General features: G+C 72.7%; 15 protein-coding genes. 13 read left to right on the top strand and 2 right to left on the bottom strand.

Annotated elements, in window-relative coordinates:
- Nucleotides 1-198: 198 nt before the first annotated feature.
- Together E3328_RS04815 and menD are read left to right on the top strand one after the other, a co-directional pair.
- Nucleotides 199-1,545, top strand: a complete 1,347-nt coding sequence (locus tag E3328_RS04815) for an isochorismate synthase (protein ID WP_135363471.1) — start codon at nt 199-201, stop codon at nt 1,543-1,545.
- Nucleotides 1,542-3,341 carry a 2-succinyl-5-enolpyruvyl-6-hydroxy-3-cyclohexene-1-carboxylic-acid synthase gene (menD, locus tag E3328_RS04820; protein ID WP_135363472.1) on the top strand — a complete coding sequence of 600 codons (1,800 nt, stop codon included), beginning with the start codon at nt 1,542-1,544 and terminating at the stop codon, nt 3,339-3,341. Before E3328_RS04815 ends, menD begins: the two co-directional genes overlap by 4 nt.
- Before the next feature lie 9 nt (nt 3,342-3,350).
- Here menD and E3328_RS04825 read toward each other — a convergent pair whose 3' ends face one another.
- Complete coding sequence (locus E3328_RS04825; protein WP_135363473.1) at nt 3,351-4,448, bottom strand: J domain-containing protein; 1,098 nt, start codon at nt 4,446-4,448, stop codon at nt 3,351-3,353.
- Between the two features lie 147 nt (nt 4,449-4,595).
- Here E3328_RS04825 and E3328_RS04830 point away from each other — a divergent pair, with 147 nt between their 5' ends.
- The 11 genes from E3328_RS04830 (at nt 4,596) to E3328_RS04880 (ending at nt 16,265) form a co-directional block, all read left to right on the top strand.
- Nucleotides 4,596-4,982, top strand: a complete 387-nt coding sequence (locus E3328_RS04830) for a RidA family protein (protein WP_135363474.1) — start codon at nt 4,596-4,598, stop codon at nt 4,980-4,982.
- Between the two features lie 34 nt (nt 4,983-5,016).
- Nucleotides 5,017-5,913, top strand: a complete 897-nt coding sequence (locus E3328_RS04835; protein WP_135363475.1) for a 1,4-dihydroxy-2-naphthoyl-CoA synthase — start codon at nt 5,017-5,019, stop codon at nt 5,911-5,913.
- A gap of 266 nt (nt 5,914-6,179) precedes the next feature.
- Nucleotides 6,180-6,815 (top strand): HAD family hydrolase, encoded by a 636-nt coding sequence (locus E3328_RS04840; RefSeq protein WP_135363476.1) that lies wholly within the window; start codon nt 6,180-6,182, stop codon nt 6,813-6,815.
- Between the two features lie 195 nt (nt 6,816-7,010).
- A complete protein-coding gene (locus E3328_RS04845; protein WP_209452133.1) occupies nt 7,011-10,043 on the top strand; it encodes a 5'-nucleotidase C-terminal domain-containing protein in 3,033 nt (1,010 codons plus the stop codon).
- 105 nt (nt 10,044-10,148) lie between these two features.
- Nucleotides 10,149-10,676, top strand: coding sequence for a hypothetical protein (locus E3328_RS04850; RefSeq protein ID WP_135363477.1), 528 nt, complete (start codon nt 10,149-10,151; stop codon nt 10,674-10,676).
- Between the two features lie 289 nt (nt 10,677-10,965).
- A complete protein-coding gene (locus E3328_RS04855; RefSeq protein WP_135363478.1) occupies nt 10,966-11,922 on the top strand; it encodes a 1,4-dihydroxy-2-naphthoate polyprenyltransferase in 957 nt (318 codons plus the stop codon).
- Complete coding sequence (gene menC, locus E3328_RS04860) at nt 11,919-12,983, top strand: o-succinylbenzoate synthase (RefSeq protein ID WP_135363479.1); 1,065 nt, start codon at nt 11,919-11,921, stop codon at nt 12,981-12,983. Before E3328_RS04855 ends, menC begins: the two co-directional genes overlap by 4 nt.
- Complete coding sequence (locus tag E3328_RS04865; RefSeq protein ID WP_135363480.1) at nt 12,980-14,563, top strand: class I adenylate-forming enzyme family protein; 1,584 nt, start codon at nt 12,980-12,982, stop codon at nt 14,561-14,563. The genes menC and E3328_RS04865 overlap by 4 nt, the downstream gene beginning before the upstream one ends.
- Before the next feature lie 55 nt (nt 14,564-14,618).
- Nucleotides 14,619-15,362: an NRDE family protein gene (locus tag E3328_RS04870; RefSeq protein ID WP_135363481.1), complete on the top strand. Its 744-nt coding sequence runs from the start codon at nt 14,619-14,621 to the stop codon at nt 15,360-15,362.
- A 26-nt stretch (nt 15,363-15,388) separates the two neighbouring features.
- Nucleotides 15,389-15,733 (top strand): helix-turn-helix transcriptional regulator, encoded by a 345-nt coding sequence (locus tag E3328_RS04875; protein ID WP_135363482.1) that lies wholly within the window; start codon nt 15,389-15,391, stop codon nt 15,731-15,733.
- Nucleotides 15,734-15,773: 40 nt separating this feature from the next.
- Entirely contained in the window at nt 15,774-16,265 is a 492-nt protein-coding gene (locus E3328_RS04880; protein WP_135363483.1) for a dual specificity protein phosphatase family protein, read from the top strand.
- A gap of 46 nt (nt 16,266-16,311) precedes the next feature.
- Here the strand turns inward: E3328_RS04880 and E3328_RS04885 are convergent, their stop codons facing one another.
- Complete coding sequence (locus tag E3328_RS04885) at nt 16,312-16,800, bottom strand: hypothetical protein (protein ID WP_135363484.1); 489 nt, start codon at nt 16,798-16,800, stop codon at nt 16,312-16,314.
- Nucleotides 16,801-16,838: the final 38 nt, after the last annotated feature.

The raw sequence follows: 16,838 nt of genomic DNA on the forward strand, positions 1-16,838 counted from the left end.
TGGTTCGGGAAGGGGGTATTTAAGTTTGGCGGGGGTGATAGCCGAACCGATCACGGCACAGCGGTCGAATCGGGGCGGTCCGGTCGGTGGCCGGGCGGAGCGCCGACACGACCGGGCCGGGTCGGTCGTTCCGGCGGGGTTCGGCGGGGCGGTCCGAAGTAGTTAGGCTGAAAGGCGTACGGTCCTAAGCGCCTGGAGATGGAACTTCCCCGTGGTGACGAGTCGTCGGTCGAACCCGACGAGACGACCATCGCGACGCGCGGGCGCGAGGTGGAAGGCGTCGCGGTCGGGACCGTGCTGGGCGAACTCCCGCGGCCGACGGTCGCCTGGTCGGAGGGCGGTCAGCGGGTCGCCGCCGGCGGGTCGGCGGCGACGATCACGGCCGACGGCCCCGACCGGTTCGACCGCGTCCGGCGCGCCGGCGAGTCGCTGTTCGCCGGCCGCACCGTCGCCGCCGACCTGCCCCGGGCCGCACGGCCGCGCCTGTTCGGCGGCTTCGCGTTCCACGAGGGCGACAAGGACTCGGGGGACTCGCCGTGGGACGGCTTCCCCGACGCGCAGTTCGTGCTCCCGGCCGTCCAGGTCGTCCGGACCGACGAGGACTCGACCTGGGTCGTCGCGACCGCCACCGGGCCGTCGGCGGCCGCCGAGGCCGAAGCGCGGCTCGAGGAGTGGACCGACCGGGTCGAGGCCCTCGACGACGCGCCCCCCGAATCCGGACCCGGTATCGAACGCCGCACGTTCACGCCCGACGACGCCGGCTGGCGCCGGCAGGTCGAGGCGGCCGTCGAGCGCATCCGCCGCGGGACGCTCCGGAAGGTCGTCCTCGCGGGGGCGCTGACCGTCGACCTGCGCGACGAGCTGTCGATCCCCGGCGTGTACGAACGGCTCTCGGCGACCTACCCCGACTGTTTCCGCTTCCTCGTCGCGCCCGAGGGCGGCGGCCAGTTCTTCGGCGCGACGCCCGAGCGGCTGATCAGCAGGGACGGCCGGACCGTCCGGACGGAGGCGCTGGCCGGGTCGACCGGCCGGGGCGACACGCCCGAGGAGGACGAGTGGCTCGCCAGCGAGCTGCAGGACAGCGAGAAGGACCGCCACGAGCACGACCTCGTCGTCGAGGCGATCAAGACGCAACTGGACCCCTACGCCACGTCGATCTCGACGGGCGACCGGACGGTGCGCCGGCTGGCGACGGTCCAGCACCTCCAGACGCCGGTGACGGCCGAACTCGCCGAGGACGACCACGTCCTCTCGCTGGTCGAGGCGCTGCACCCGACGCCGGCCGTCGGCGGCCTCCCGCCCGACGAGGCGCTGGAGACGATCAAGGAGACCGAGGCGTTCGACCGCGGCTGGTACGCCTCGCCGGTCGGGTGGTTCGACGCCGAGGGCGACGGCACGTTCGCGGTCGCCATCCGCTCGGCGGTCGCGGCCGGCCGACGGGCGACGCTGTTCGCCGGTAACGGCATCGTCGGCGACAGCGACCCCGACCGCGAGTGGGACGAGGTACAGCTGAAGTACCGACCGGTCCTCGACGCGCTCGAATGACCGCACCGAACCGCGCGACGCTGTGGGGCCGGACGCTCGTCGACGAACTCGCGAAGAGCGGCGTCACCGGTGCCGTCGTCTCGCCGGGGAGCCGCTCGACGCCGCTGACGGTCGCACTGGCCGAACACGACGACATAGAGACGTACTCCGTCCTCGACGAGCGGTCGGCGGCCTTCTTCGCGCTCGGCCGCGGCCGCCGCACCGGCGAGCCGACCGCCGTCGTCTGCACCTCCGGGACGGCCGCCGCCAACTACCACCCGGCCGTGGTCGAGGCCAGCCAGTCGCGGGTCCCGCTGCTGGTGCTCACGGCGGACCGCCCGGCCGAACTGGTCGACAGCGGCGCCAACCAGACCGTCGACCAGGAGCAGCTCTACGGCGACGCCGTCCGGTGGTACAAGACCCTGCCCGAACCCGCGCCCGAACCCCGGCGGCTCCGGTCGCTCCGGGTGGCCGCCGACCGCGCCGTCGCGAAGACGACCGGCGCGAACCCCGGGCCCGTCCACCTCAACGTCCCGGTCGCCAAGCCGCTCGAACCGACCGAGGAACCCGGCGACGTACCGGATTCGCTGGCAGACGATGCACCGCTGGCCGTCGAGGGCCGGGACGGCCCGTTCGTCAGGACGACGGCCGGCCGGGTCGAACCCGACGACGCCGCGATGGCCGACATCGCGGCCGCCCTCGAATCGGCCGACCGCGGCCTGGTCGTCGCCGGCCCGCTGAACCCCGGCCGCTGTGACCCGGAAGCGGTCGCCGAGTTGCTCGACGCGACCGGTTTCCCGCTGCTGGCCGACCCGCTGTCGGGGCTCCGCTACGGGCCGCTGGTCGAGGACCACCTCGTCGCGGGCGGCTACGACTCGTATCTCGACGCCGACGGCTGGCCCGACCCCGACGTGGTCCTCCGGGTGGGCGCCTCGCCCACGTCGAAGGTACTCCGGCGGTTTCTGCGCGACGCCGACGCCCGGCAGGTCGTCGTCGACCCGGCCGGCGACTGGCCCGAGGCGGAGTTCACCGCGACCGACTACGTCGAGGCCGATCCCAGTGGGACCGCCGGTGCGCTGGCCGAGCGGGTCGACGACCGGTCGGCCCTCGACGGTGCCAGCGGCGACACCGCGGAAGGGGCCGCCGCGGCGTGGCGCCGGCGGTTCGAGCGCGCGGAGACGGCCCACTGGGACCTCGTCGACGAGGCTGCCGACGACGAACTGTTCGAGGGGGCCGTCCTCTCGGAAGTCGTCGCCGGCGCGCCGGACCCCGCGACGGTGTTCGTCTCAAACAGCATGCCGGTCCGGGACTGCGACCGCTTCGGACGGCCCCGGCCCGCGGAGCTCACCGTGCTGGGAAACCGCGGCGCCAGCGGCATCGACGGGATCACCAGCACCGCGCTGGGCGCCGGGAGCGCCACCGACGACCCGCTCGTCGTCGTCACCGGCGACCTGGCCTACTACCACGACATGAACGGCCTGCTCTCGGTCGCCCGCTGCGGCGTCGACGCGACGATCGTCCTGATCAACAACGACGGCGGCGGCATCTTCCACATCCTGCCCATCGAGGAGTTCGACCCGCCCTTCACCGAGCAGTTCGTTACCCCCCACGGCCTCGACTTCGAGCCGTCGGCGGACCTGTACGGGCTGGCGTTCCGCCGCGCGACCGACATCGACGACTTCGCGGCGGCCTACCGCGAGTCGCTCGACACCGACGGGACGCAGGTCGTCGAGGTGCGGACCGACGGCGAGGCGAGCCACCGCCGCCGGGAGCGACTACACGAGCGCGTCCGCGAGCGGGTCGCCCGCGAGCTGTAGGGCGGCCGCTCACGACCGCACGAGCGTGAACGTCAGGACGGACATCCCGAGCGGGACCCACGTCGCGGTCAGGCCGATCACCCCGGCCAGCGAGAAGACGCTGAGTGCCGGGAGCGCGAGCAGGAGTATCGGCACGACCACGCTCCAGAGGCCGAAGACGAGGATCGCGGCCTCCGGGATCGACAGCAGGTAGGCGACGGTCAGCAGCGTGCAGACGCCGACGACCACCCGTGCGACGAGCGGAAAGGCGGGGTACAGCGTCGCGGCGACGAAGAAGGGGTAACAGACGAACGTCGATACCAGCAGGACGACCGACTGGTCGACCGGGAACAGCCGGCTGAGCCGGAGCCCGCGACCCTTGTCGGGGCCGTTACGAACGGCCCAGGCGCCGGTTGCGTCCCACGAGTTCCACGACCAGTCGGCGTTCGGTCCGTCCGAAGCGCCCGCGGCCGCCTGCCGCTGCGCCGAGGGCGAGTCCCCGCTCGCGCCGGCGCTCCGACCGGCCGTCCGCCCGCTGGACTGCCACGACGGCCCCGTCGACCCGGTCGTCGACCGGGTCGTCCCACCCGACGGGTCCGCACTCGTCGCACGGCCGTCACCTCGCCCGCGCTCGCGCCCTCGCGCTCGCTCGCGACGGCGCCGGTCGGTCCCCCGCGCGGACCGCCCGCCGCCCGCCCGTCGCCCGCGCTGCTGTGACCCGCGCCACGTGCTCTCGCCCGTCGAAGCCCGGTCCGACCCGCTCCGACGACCGTCGTCCCCGCTTCGCCCCGCTTCGGTGCCCGGGTCGGGGCCGCCCGGCCGCGATTGGGCCGTGGACGCCTCGTCCGATCCGGCGTCACCGTCCCCGGCAGCCGTCCGGGTCGACCCGGCGTCGGGCGTCCCCTCCCCGGTGTAAGCCGCGTGGCCGAGGCGGTCGTACCTGGCGCGCTCCTCGTCGTCGGTCAGCACGCGCTTGGCCTTGTTGAGCCGTTTCGTGCGCTCCCCCGCGTCGACCTCGTCGCTCACGTCCGGGTGGACCCGCTTGATGGCCGCCCGGTAGGCGTCCTCGATCTCCTCGGTCGTCGCGTCCTCGTCGACGCCGAGACGGTCGTAGAAGGTCTCTGTCATGGGGAGCGCCGTAAATCGTCCCGACTTCGCGGGCCGACGATAAAATGGCTGTGCCCGAACTATCGGAATCGATAGCGGGCGGCGGGTCGACGACGGGCCCCATCCGCCGACCGGAACGCACTTCTCCGCCCCTTTCAGACGGCTCACATGTCACGACAGACCGTCTCCAGCGACACCGAGTGGGAAGCGCACGTCGGCTATTCGCGGGCCGTCGCGGTCGACGGACAGGTCCACGTCTCCGGGACGACGCCGGTCGACGACGACGGCGCGGTGATCGGCGACGGCCCCTACGAACAGACGAGGGCCGCGCTCGAGATCGTCGAAGGCGCCCTCGACGACGCAGGCGCGAGCATCGCGGACGTGGTCCGCACGCGACTGTACGTCACCGACATCGACGACTACGAGGCGGTCGGCCGCGCCCACGGCGAGGTGTTCGCGGACGTGCGCCCCGCCTCGACGATGGTCGAGGTGAGCCGCCTCGTCGACGAGGACTTCCGGGTCGAAGTCGAGGCGACGGCCGTCCGCTCGGACTGAGAATCTTTTTGCGCGGTCCGACCGGAGGACCCGCATGGTCTCGGAGATCTTCGACCCCGACCGCTGGGAGCCGGTCGACGCCGTCGACTTCCGCGATATCACCTACCACCGCGGGACCGACACGCCCGCGGTCCGCATCGCCTTCGACCGCCCCGAGGTCCGCAACGCCTTCCGCCCGGGCACCGTCGACGAACTCTCCACCGCGCTCGACCACGCCAAGCGCCAGTCCGATATCGGCTGCGTCCTCCTCACCGGCAACGGCCCGTCGCCGAAGGACGGCGGCTGGGCCTTCTGCTCGGGGGGCGACCAGTCCGTCCGGGGCGACGACGGCTACGAGTACCAGGGGGACGACGCCGACCGCGACGACGCCGCGGAGGCCGGGCGCCTCCACATCCTCGAGGTCCAGCGCCAGATCCGCCACATCCCCAAGCCCGTCGTCGCCGTCGTCCCCGGCTGGGCCGTCGGCGGCGGCCACTCGCTGCACGTCGTCTGCGACCTCACGCTGGCCTCCGACGACCACGCCAAGTTCCTCCAGACCGACCCCGACGTGGCCTCCTTCGACGCCGGTTTCGGCTCCGCCTACCTCGCCCGCCAGGTCGGCCAGAAGAAGGCCCGCGAGATCTTCTTCCTCGGCAAGACCTACGACGCCGCGGAAGCGGCGGACATGGGCATGGTCAACGAGGCCGTCCCCCACGACGAACTGGAGGAGACCGCCATAGAGTGGGCCGACCGCATCACCAGCAAGTCCCCGATGGCCATCCGCATGCTCAAGTACGGGTTCAACATGGCCGACGACGGCATGGTCGGCCAGCAGGTCTTCGCCGGCGAGGCCACCCGCCTCGGCTACATGACCGACGAAGCGAAAGAGGGCCGCGACGCCTTCAACGAGGGCCGCGACCCCGACTTCGACGACTACGACTGGTTCTACTAGGACCCACTTTTTCGCTCGGGGGTGTCCTCGGTCGCCAGCGGCGACCTGCGGGCACCCCCGAGCCAAAAACTTGGGGAAAAAGAGCCGGACGACTCGGTCGCTCCGCTCCCTCGCGTCCGGTAGTTGAACTTGTGCCGCACCGCCCCGCTCCGCACCGCTTCCGCGACCGCCCACCGCAACTGCTCGCCGCGGCCGCCCGCTTCCGGCAGTTCGTTCGGCCTTCCCGACAGACTCAAGACCGTGTCGGCTGTCCAACTGGATCCGCTATGCACCTCGTCCTCGACTACGGCGGCGTCATCGTCGAACACGGCGACGAACGCGAGCACGCGGACGTGCTGGGCGTCGACCCCGGGACCGACCCGTACCCCGGCTGGATCGCCTACTTCGCGTACCGCGACGGCTTTCTCGACAGCACGGCCGACTACGTCGACCTCCTCTCGACGCTCACCGGAGCGTCCCCCGAAGCGTGCTACGAGTACCTCGAACGGACGTGGCTCGACCCGGAGGTCCCCGAGGAGCACACCGAGGTTCTCCGCGACCTCGCGGACGACCACACGCTCGTCCTCTTCGGCAACATGGTGGAGCCGTGGGTCGAGACGGTCCTCTCGGAGCACGGCGCCCTGTCGTGTTTCGACGACCTCGTCGTCTCCTCGGCGATCGAACGGCCGAAACCCCACCCGAGGGGCTATTTCGAGTGTCTCCCCGAGGGCGACGAACCGGTCGCGTTCGTCAGCGACGAGTACAACGAGGACCTCGTGATGGGCGAGTGCCTCGGGATGCAGTCGGTGTGGATCGAGAACGCCGACGACGAGACGCCCTGCCGGGAACCCGACGTTCGGATCGCCTCGCTCGCCGACCTCCCGGACGTCCTCGCTGCGGACGGACTCTCCTCCCCCCAGTGACGGTCTTCCGGCAGTTGCGCCCGCTCGCTCGTCCCGATACTGGAAGGGTCCGCTCGGGAGCAGCAGGGATCGCTCCCTATCGCTACGTACGATCATTACCAAGTTTCAAATGGAATTCCTGCTGATAGTAAGACGACCGTGTCCAGGAATCATCCACAGGGGAGTGGCAAGCTTCTCGCAGTAGCGACGGCGGTGATGCTGGTCGCGTCGGCGGTGCCGGCGGTGGTGCCGACCGCGACGGCGCAGGCCGGCAACGCGGAGGTATCGATCGAGGAGATCCAGCGACCCGACGGTCCGACGGACGCCTCGCCGTACGTCGGGGAGAACGTCACCACCAGGGGGACGGTGACAGCCGTCGTGGCGGAAGGGTACTACATCCAGAACGGCTCCGGCGCCTACAGCGGCGTCTACGTCTACACCGGAGGCCAGCCGAGCGTGGCGCCCGGCGACGCCGTCGAGGTGACGGCGCCGGTCACCGAGTACTACAACCTGACGGAACTCGACGCCACCGCGGCGAGCGCGTCGACGACAGTGACCGGCACGGCGCCGACACCCGACCCCGTCGAACTCGACACCGGCGCGGTCGGACAGGAGCGCTACGAGGGCGTGCTCGTCACCGTGTCGAACGCGACGGTCACGGCGACGCCCGGCCAGTACGGCGAGTGGGCCGTCGACGACGGCTCCGGGGAGATCGCAGTCGACGACGTGACCGCCGGCGACGCGACGACGCCCAACGAGACCGGACTGGTCGTCGCGGACCTGACCGGGCCGGTCGCCTACAACTTCGGCGCGTTCAAGATCCAGCCGAAGGCGGTCGGCGAGATCGCAGAGCCGACCGACGGCGGCTCGCCGGGCGACGGGACCCCGGCGGATCCGCCCGCGAACGCGACGACGCTGACGATCCTCTCGTACAACGACGTGCAGACGGCGGCCTCGAACCCGACCGCGATGGGTCGACTCGCCGGCGCGGTGAACGAGCGACGGGCGGCCCACGAGAACCCGACCGTCGTCGTCGGCGGGGGCGACCAGGTGAGCCCGAGTTCGCTCTCGCCGGTCAGCAACTGGACGGTGCCGGTCGCGGCGACCAACGTCGTCGACCCGGCGGCCGACGTGGTCGGCAACCACGACCTCGACTACGGGTTCGACGCGGTGGCCAACTACACGGCCGCCTCGGAGTACCCGTGGCTGCTCGCGAACGTCCGCGCCGAGGACGGCGGCGGCGTCCCCGGGACGGAGAACTACACCATCGTCGAGCGCGACGGCGTCCGCGTCGGCGTCGTCGGTCTCGTCGACGAGGCCATCGGGCCCAAAACGGCCGTCGACTTCGACGAGCGAGGGTACGAGGTCGCCGACTACAGCGAGGTCGGGGCCGAGATCGCGACGGAACTGAAGACCGAGCGAGACGTGGACGTGGTCGTCGCCGCGGCCCACATCGGGATCGACGACTCGCAGGAGCTCGCCCGCGAGACCGACAACATCGACGTGATCGTCGCCGGCGACGACGAGGTCGCCTACGAACCGCAGGTGACGGACGGGACGGTCGTCATGGAGGCGCAGGGGCGGGCGGCCTACCTCGGCGAACTCAACCTCACTGTCGGGCCGAACGGCAGCGTCGCGATGGCGGACGGTCGCCTGGTCGAGGTGGCCGGCAACGACGCGATTCCGGTCAACGAGACGGTCGAGGGGATCGTCTCCTCGGCCCGTGGGCAGTACCTCTCCGAGGTCGTCGGGCGGACGACGGTCCCGCTGAACTCGACGTTCGCGGCCAACTACCACGACGAGACGGCGTGGGGCAACCTCGTCACCGACGCGTTCCGCGCGGAGACGGGCGCCGAGGTCGCGGTCACGAACGCCGGCGGCATCCGCGGCGACTTCGTGATCGAGCCGGGCAACGTCACCTACGACGACGTGTACACCTCGCTGCCGTTCGGCAACACGCTGGTCACCAAACGGCTCTCGGGCGCGGAACTGCGCGCCCTGCTGGCCAGCCAGGTCGTCACGCTCGAATCGGGCACCGGCCAGCAGTACGGCCAGGAGGCCCAGCTGCAGGTCAGCGGCGTCACCTACGAGATGGTGGCCCACGAGGGGGCCGAGCCGCTCGTCCGCGACGTGTACGTCGGCGGCGAGCCGCTCCGGCCGAACGGGACGTACAACGTGACGGTCAACTCCTACATGGCCGGCTGGGACGACCTCGCCGACGACCCCACCGTGAGCACCGACCTCACGCTGTACGGGACCGTGGTCGCCGACTACATCGAGCGGCAGGGAGTCGTCTCGCCGGCGGACACCAACCGGATACGGCGCGTCGACCGCGAGGTCGGCACCGAGTGGGTCTTCGGCGCGAACGGGTCGACGGTCCCGGTCCACTACGAGGTGCCCGAGGAAGTCCTGTCGGTCGACGAGTCCTCGGCGCGCGTCGAGAACGCCACGGGCGCCGCGCTCCCCGCCGAGCGGGTCCGGTTGACCGGCGACGACCTGCTCGCGTACTTCGACCGCGACGAGTTCGGGTCGTTCGCGGCCGCGAGCGACCACCTCGGGCTGTACGCCCGCTACACCGACGCCGAGTACGACGGCCGGCGGAGCTACTTCGAGCGGTCGGTGCTGAACGGCCACCTCGACGGCTGGGAGCACCTCGCCGCGGAGAACGAGTCGTCCGACGACGGCGGCGACGCGGACCGCGAAACGCCGCGGGAGCTGAGGACCGAGGCGGTCGCGGCGACCGAGGCGCTCGACGCCGACGCCGGCCGCTACGAGTCGGCCCGCGACCGCGCGAGCGAGCGGTTCGAGGCGTCCAGCGAGCACTACCGCGGCCCCGTCCGGACGGCGTCGGCGAAACTGTTCACCGACGACGCCGTCGGCGTGCAGGCGCTGACCGCGTTCGCCGGCACCGACGCCGAGGCCAACGCCACCGCGGCCGCGGACCTGGTCCTGCGCGCCGACAACCGGACCGCGGCCCGCGAACTCGCGGACGCCCGACGGCTGCTGAACGACTCGCGAGAGGACGTCGACGATCGGGGTATCGTCCGGAGCATGGAGGCCCACCTCGACAACGCCGAGCGGGCCTACGACCGCGCCGAGCGGACGATGGAGCGCGCCCGTGCCGCCGAGGGCCGGCGCGCCATCCGCCTGCGCGCGAGCGCGATCCGCCAGCTCCGGCAGTCCTGGCGCCAGTCCCACTGGGTCGTCGAGGATGCCGTCGAGCGCACGGACGCAGCGACGCCCGAGTGAGCGGTCGCCGCCGCTGGCGTGCCCGGGCCGGCCGGTCGGGACGGGCCGCGTACCGTTCCCGTCCGCCGGCGTAACGTTCACCCCGTCGTCGGCCCAAGCCGGGATATGTTCGACGACGCCCAGCGACGGGCGGGGTACCGCCTCCGGCGGGCGGTCGGCCCGCACCTCGACCGGGCGGTCCGGACGGTCGTCGACGAGACGGTCCGGGTGTACCCCGAGGGGTACGCCGGGACGGTGAACGGGCGGATCGAGGCCGTCGAGTCGGCCCTCTCGGAGGCCGGACTCGGCTGGAACCCGGTGAGTATGTACCACTACACGCCGCTTGGCAACCGGACGAACGGGAGCTGGGTCCTCCGCGAGTCGCCGTTCGCCGACCGGCAACTCCACCTCGTTCTCGTCGAGCGGGGGCCGGAACGGGTCGACGTGTACGCCCACGAGGAGAACAACTGGCGGCGCCACCCGCTGAGACACGTCCGCGACGCCGGAATCGACCGCGACCGCGGCGCCGAGCGGGCGCGGTCGATACTCGAAGACCTCGACCTCGAACACGCACACGAGACGTACCTCCGGCGGAAGCTGGGACATCTCGGCCGCCGCTGTCGCCGCTGGCTCGACGGGCGGTCGCTTGGATAAGCCGGCGACGGACGTACCCGCGTCGAGGCCCACGGATCGACCGGACGGCTCGACCAGTATGCCCGACCTTCCCGACTTCCCCACGCCCGACGAGGAACAGGCGCCCGACCGGCGGGACATCATCGACCGGATCCTCGGCGGCGACCCGGACCCCGACACGGCCTGACGGCGGCGGGCCGAGCGGCCGCCGGCGTCGACGAGGAGTCGGCACCGGCGGGGTCCACACGCCGGCCCCGCCGCCCGCAGCGGGATGCCAACTTTGACACTCGACGGGTCCCGACTCCCGGGTATGTCGACCGCAGACGCACAGGTCTCGAAGCGGCGGGCCTGGCTGATGGCCGCGCGGCCCCAGACGCTGCCGGCGGGGTCTGCGCCCGTGGTCGTGGGCGCCGGCCTGGCCGTCCACGCGGGGGTCTTCGCGCCGCTGCCCTGGCTCGCGGCGCTCGTCGGCGCCCTGCTCATCCAGGTGGGCACCAACTTCGCCAACGACTACTACGACGCCGTCAAGGGCGCCGACACAGACGACCGCGAGGGGTTCACCCGCGTCACCGCCGGCGGCCTCATCCCGGCCGCGCAGGTCAGGCGGGCGATGATCGCCACCTACGCGCTGGCCGTCGTCGTCGGCGCCTACCTCGTCGCCGTCGGCGGCGTCCCCATCCTCGTCGTCGGCCTCTCGTCGATCGCCGCCGGCGTCCTCTACACCGGCGGCCCCTATCCCTACGGCTACCGCGGGCTCGGCGACCTCTTCGTGTTCGTCTACTTCGGCGTCGTCGCCGTCACCGGCACCTACTACGTCCAGGCGGTCACCGAGGCCGGCGTCGGCCTGTTCCCGATCGGGATCCCCGCCGATACCCTTCCGCTCGCGGCCGTCGTCGCCAGCCTCTCGGCCGCCGGTCTCTCGACCGCAATCCTCGTCGTGAACAACATTCGCGACCGGGAGACCGACGCTGAGGCCGGCAAGCGGACGCTCGCGGTGCTGCTCGGCTACCGCTGGAGCCGCGTCGAGTTCCTCGCGCTGGTCGGGATGGCCTACGTCGTCCCCGCGGTCTTCGCGCTCGACCCCGCCTACGGTCTCCCGGCGCTCGCACCGCTGCTCTCGCTCCCGCTCGCGGCGAGCGTGACGAAGACCGTCCTCGAACGCACCGACGGCGAGGCGCTCAACCCGGCGCTCGAACGGGTGGGACAGACGCTGTTCGTCCACTCGCTGCTGTTCGCCGCCGGACTCGCCGCCCCTGCACTGCTATGAGCGGTGACCGCTCGACGCCCGACGGCGTCACCCCCTTCTCGCTCCCGCTGGCGTCGCCGCTGGCGACCGCGGCCGGCGAGATCACCGAGCGGTCCGGCTTCGTGGTCCGCTACGACCACCGCGGCGAGACGGGCGTCGGCGAGGCGACGCCGCTGCCCGGCTGGACCGAGTCGCTCGACGCCTGCGAGGCGGGCCTGGAGCGGGCGCTCGACGCGGGGGCCGGCGGCGAGCACAGTACCGGCCTGCTCGAACTCGACGCCGACGAGGCGCCGGCGGCCCGCCACGGGTTCGCCACGGCCCTCCTCGACGCCGACGCGCGGGCGGACGGCCTCCCCCTCTACCGCTGGTTCGACGACTCCCGGACCGTCGAGTCGGTGCCGGTCAACGCCACCGTGGGTGACGCCGACCGCGAGACGACCGTCGGGCGCGCCGAGGCGGCCGCCGACCGCGGGTTCGACTGCCTCAAGCTCAAGGTCGGTGCCCGCTCGGTCGAGGAGGATGTCGAGCGCGTCCGGGCCGTCCGCGAGGCGGTCGGCGACGGCGTGACCCTCCGACTGGACGCCAACGGCGCGTGGTCCCGCGATGCGGCCGAACGAGCCATCCAACGGCTGGAGCCGCTCGGCGTGGCCTACGTCGAACAGCCGCTCCCCGCCGAGGACCTCGCGGGGCTCGCGGACCTGCGCGGGGCGGGCGTCGCCGTCGCCATCGACGAGGGGTTGACCGAGCACTCGATGGCCGAGGTGTTCGAGGCCGACGCCGCGGACGTAGTGATCCTGAAGCCGATGGTCCTGGGCGGGCCGGGCAACGCCCACACGCTCGCGATGCGCGCCCGCTACCGGGGGATCGAGCCCGTGGTGACCACCACCGTCGACGCGGTCGTCGCCCGGACCGCGGCGGTCCACGTCGCCGCCGCGATTCCGGACGTGGCTCCGTGCGGGCTCGCGACCGCGGATATGCTCGCCGAGGACCTCGCTGCCGACCCCGCACCGGTGTCCGACGGTTCGATCGCGGTCCCGCAGGACCCCGGGATCGGCGTCGACCGCGACGAGGTGCGACCGTGACGCTCCCGGATCCGTCGGCGTGGCCCGTCGACGACCCCGTCGCGGACCAGTCGGTCGACGTGCTCGCACAGCGGGCGGCCGCGACGCCCGACGCGACCGCTGTCGTCGATGCCGACGACGGCTCGGTGTGGAGCTACGCCGAACTCGACGACCGGGTAGCGGCCCGCGCCGCGGCCATCGAGTCGGTCGCGCAGAGCGACCTCGCCGGCGGTCGGGTCGCGCTCCTGCTCGGAACCCGGCCGGCCGTCGCCGACCTGTTCTTCGCCGTCGGCCGACTCGGAGCGAGCGCCGTCGCGCTGAACGTCGAACTGCCGACCGAGCGGCTCCGCTCGCAGGCCGCCCGCGCCGAGGTCGACCTGCTGGTCTGCGAGCGCGCGACCGAGGAGGCCGCGACGGCGGTCGCACCCGGGGACACGCCGGTCGCGTCGGTCGACGACCCCGGATCGGACGCCGTCGCGTCGCTCGCGCTCGGTGAAAACGGCTCCGCCGGACGTGTCGAGCCGTCCGGGCGGCCGCTGGACGACGAGCGGGTCGTCATGTTCACCTCCGGAACCTCCGGCGAGCCGAAGGGCGTGCGACTCACTCGCCGGAACCTGGTCGCGAGCGCGGTCGGCTCGGCTCACCGCCTGGGCGTCCAGCCGGGCGACCGCTGGCTGGTCTGTCTCCCGACCTACCACATGGGCGGGCTCGCCCCGATCGTCCGCTCGACGCTGTACGGCACGACGACGGTGGTCCAGCGGGAGTTCGACGCCGCGGCGACCGCGCGGGTCCTCGACGAGTTCGACGCGACCGCCGTCTCGCTCGTTCCGACGATGCTGACTCGCCTGCTCGACGCCGGATGGGGGCCCGGCGAGTCGCTCCGGTTCGTCCTGCTCGGCGGCGCGCCCGCCTCGCGGGAACTGATCGAGCGCTGCGCCGACCGCGGCGTTCCCGCCTGCCCGACCTACGGCCTGACCGAGACCGCATCGCAGGTCGCCACGGCGACCCCGACGGAGGCCAGCGAGCACCCCGACACCGTCGGCCGGCCGCTCCGACCGACGACCGTGACCGTCGTCGGCGACGACGGGACGCCCGTCGAAGCCGGCGAGTCGGGCGAGCTCGTCGTCTCGGGACCGACGGTCGCGCCGGGGTACCTGGACGACGAGCAGACCGCGGCCGCCTTCGACGACCTGGGATTCCACACGGGCGACCTGGGGTACGCCGACCGGGACGGGCGACTGTGGGTCGTCGGGCGCGTCGACGACGCCGTCGTCACCGGCGGCGAGAACGTCCACCCCGCGCGTGTCGCGGACGCGCTCCGCGACGTTGAGGGGGTGGCCGACGCCGCCGTCGTCGGGCTCCCCGACGAGGAGTGGGGCGAGCGCGTCGCCGCGCTGGTCGTGCCGGCCGACGGGAGCCGAGACGGCGGGACCGCGGGACTAACCGCCGACGGCGTCCGCGAGGCCGTCCGCGACCGCCTCGCGGCGTTCGCCGTCCCGAAGACGGTCGGGTTCGCCGACGACCTCCCGCGGACCCACTCCGGGACGGTCGACCGCGAGGCCGTCCGCGAGCGGCTCGAATCGGCCCGCGACCGCGGGTAGGTCCCGGTCCCGGTGGGCCACCGGGTTTAATCCCGTCCGTCGCCTACCGGGAGGCGTGTGTACGCTCGTCTTCGCCTGGCAGGTGTTCCCCGACGCGCCGGTCGTCGCGGCCGCGAACCGCGACGAGGCGCTCGATAGGCCCTCGACGCCCCCCGAGGTGATCGAGGAGTCGCCCCGCGTCGTCGCGCCCCGCGACGAGGAGGCCGGCGGCACCTGGATCGGCTACAACGAACACGGCCTGTTCGTCGCGATCACCAACCGCTGGACCGGCCGCGAGCCCGCCGGCGACCGCTCGCGCGGGCTGCTCGTCCGCGACGCGCTCCGCCAGTCCTCGGCGGAGGAGGCCGCCCGCCTCGTCGAGCGGGAGCTCGACGACCGGGTCTACGACGGGTTCAACCTCGTCCTCGCGGACGCGAGCGCCGCCCTGCTCGTCGAGTGGGACGGAGAGACGCGCCGCGTGCGCAACTTCGACCCCGGAACCCACGTCGTCGTCAACGTGGGCGCCGACGGCGACTACGCGGTCCCCGAGTCCCGCGCCGAGTCCGGGGAGGCCCAGGCCGAAAACGCCGGCAAGGTCGCCACCGCGCTGCAGGTCGAGCCCGGCGAGACCAGCACCGCGTGGCTCGACCGCGCCGCGGACGTGATCGCCGACCACGAGTACGGCGTCTGCGTCCACCGCGACCGCTTCGGGACGCGCTCGTCGTCGCTGGTCGAGGTCGGCCGCGAGGGGTCCCGGTACCGCTACGCCGACGGGCCGCCCTGCGAGACCGACTACAGGGACGTGGAGAGCCAGGTTTAAACCACTCAGACACGGACCGTACCCGTATGGCCGCTGCCGAGGAAGACCTCAACGAGGACGAGCGCGCGGGACTGGAACTCATCCGGGAGACGGGAGGCATCCACCAGAGCGACTTCTGGAAGGAGCTGGACGTGAGCTCCCGCAAGGGGAGCCGCATCGCCGACGCGCTGGCCGACCAGGACCTCATCCAGCGCGAGGAGACCGTCTACAACGGCCACAACACCTACTACCTCACCCCGGCGGCCCGCGACCTGGACTTCTCGCTGCTGATGGCCGGCGACCAGCTCTCCCCGTTCGTCGGCGACGACGAGGTCAACGCCCACAGCGACGCCTTCTCGCAGTTCGTGATGAACCTCGCCTACGAGGAGTAGCGCGACTCTTCCGTTCTCGGTGCTCTCCGGGCCAACAGCTATGCCTGGCACGAACTCGCGGTCCGATGGTCCCGACTGGTGGCGACACGGGGACGCCGTCGTCCGCCCGTTCGGCCACCGCCACGACGCGCCGATTGCTCGTCGGATCGACGGGACCGACCTGTTCGTCGGCAACGTCCACGCGGCCGATCCCGAGCGGTGCGACCGCTCGTTCGACCGCGTCCTCTCGCTGACCGCCGGGGGCCGGCCGGCGACGACCCACCACCGGCCGCTGGTCGACGGTCCCGACAACGACTGGGCCGCCTTCGAAGCGGCCGCGGACACGGCGTGTCGACTCGTCGGGGAGCGGTCGCTGCTGGTCCACTGCTCGCACGGCATCTCCCGGAGCGCCGCCGTCGCCGCGGTCGCGCTGGCCGTCACGGAGGGGCGGTCGCTGCGGGACGCGCTCGCGCTCGTGCGGTCGGCGCGACCGCCCGCGACGGTTCACCCGGCGCTACGCGAGCAGGCCGTCCGGTACCTGGCCGAAAAGTGATGGCGCCGGCCCGTCAGCGCGGGACGGGCCGGTCAGTCCTCGACCGTCAGTCTTCGAGCGCGTCTGCGATGCGGGCGAGCTCGCGGCGGGCGTCGTGGACCTCGTCGCGGAGCTTGCGGACCTCGCGGACGAGTTCCTCGTCGGCCTTGGAGGAGGACTCCTCCTCGCCGCGACCGCCGGGGCCGCCGCCCATGCCGGGCGGGCCGCCACCGCCGCCGCCCATCATGCCGCCCATCATCTGCGCGAAGGGGTTGCCGCCGCCACCGCCGCCGCCCATGCCGGGCGGGCCGCCACCGCCGCCCATCATCTCCTCCATGCGCTCCTCGCGGCTCATGCCCTCGCCGTCGCCGTCGCCCTCCTCGGCGCGCTGCTGGCGGATCTCCTCGACCCGCTCGCGGAAGGACTTTGACTCCCCGCCGTCCTCGCCGTCGGCGTCGCCGCCCTCGGCTCCGTCGGCTGACTCTTCGACTGCCGTGTCGTTCTCGTCCGGAGCTTCGGCTGCTGTGTCGTTCTCGTCTGAAGGATCGTCTGCCATGGTCGCGCTTGGCCGCGGCGTCCCAAAAGGGTTGTCGT

The organism is Halosimplex halophilum (genome assembly GCF_004698125.1).
Taxonomy (GTDB): Archaea; Halobacteriota; Halobacteria; order Halobacteriales; family Haloarculaceae; genus Halosimplex; species Halosimplex halophilum.

What these genes read in the sequence shown, in the direction of transcription:
- E3328_RS04815 (WP_135363471.1), top strand. Translation starts at nt 199, where the DNA reads ATGGAACTTCCCCGTGGTGACGAGTCGTCGGTCGAACCCGACGAGACG.
- menD (WP_135363472.1), top strand. Translation starts at nt 1,542, where the DNA reads ATGACCGCACCGAACCGCGCGACGCTGTGGGGCCGGACGCTCGTCGAC.
- E3328_RS04825 (WP_135363473.1), bottom strand. Translation starts at nt 4,448, where the DNA reads ATGACAGAGACCTTCTACGACCGTCTCGGCGTCGACGAGGACGCGACG.
- E3328_RS04830 (WP_135363474.1), top strand. Translation starts at nt 4,596, where the DNA reads ATGTCACGACAGACCGTCTCCAGCGACACCGAGTGGGAAGCGCACGTC.
- E3328_RS04835 (WP_135363475.1), top strand. Translation starts at nt 5,017, where the DNA reads ATGGTCTCGGAGATCTTCGACCCCGACCGCTGGGAGCCGGTCGACGCC.
- E3328_RS04840 (WP_135363476.1), top strand. Translation starts at nt 6,180, where the DNA reads ATGCACCTCGTCCTCGACTACGGCGGCGTCATCGTCGAACACGGCGAC.
- E3328_RS04845 (WP_209452133.1), top strand. Translation starts at nt 7,011, where the DNA reads ATGCTGGTCGCGTCGGCGGTGCCGGCGGTGGTGCCGACCGCGACGGCG.
- E3328_RS04850 (WP_135363477.1), top strand. Translation starts at nt 10,149, where the DNA reads ATGTTCGACGACGCCCAGCGACGGGCGGGGTACCGCCTCCGGCGGGCG.
- E3328_RS04855 (WP_135363478.1), top strand. Translation starts at nt 10,966, where the DNA reads ATGTCGACCGCAGACGCACAGGTCTCGAAGCGGCGGGCCTGGCTGATG.
- menC (WP_135363479.1), top strand. Translation starts at nt 11,919, where the DNA reads ATGAGCGGTGACCGCTCGACGCCCGACGGCGTCACCCCCTTCTCGCTC.
- E3328_RS04875 (WP_135363482.1), top strand. Translation starts at nt 15,389, where the DNA reads ATGGCCGCTGCCGAGGAAGACCTCAACGAGGACGAGCGCGCGGGACTG.
- E3328_RS04880 (WP_135363483.1), top strand. Translation starts at nt 15,774, where the DNA reads ATGCCTGGCACGAACTCGCGGTCCGATGGTCCCGACTGGTGGCGACAC.
- E3328_RS04885 (WP_135363484.1), bottom strand. Translation starts at nt 16,800, where the DNA reads ATGGCAGACGATCCTTCAGACGAGAACGACACAGCAGCCGAAGCTCCG.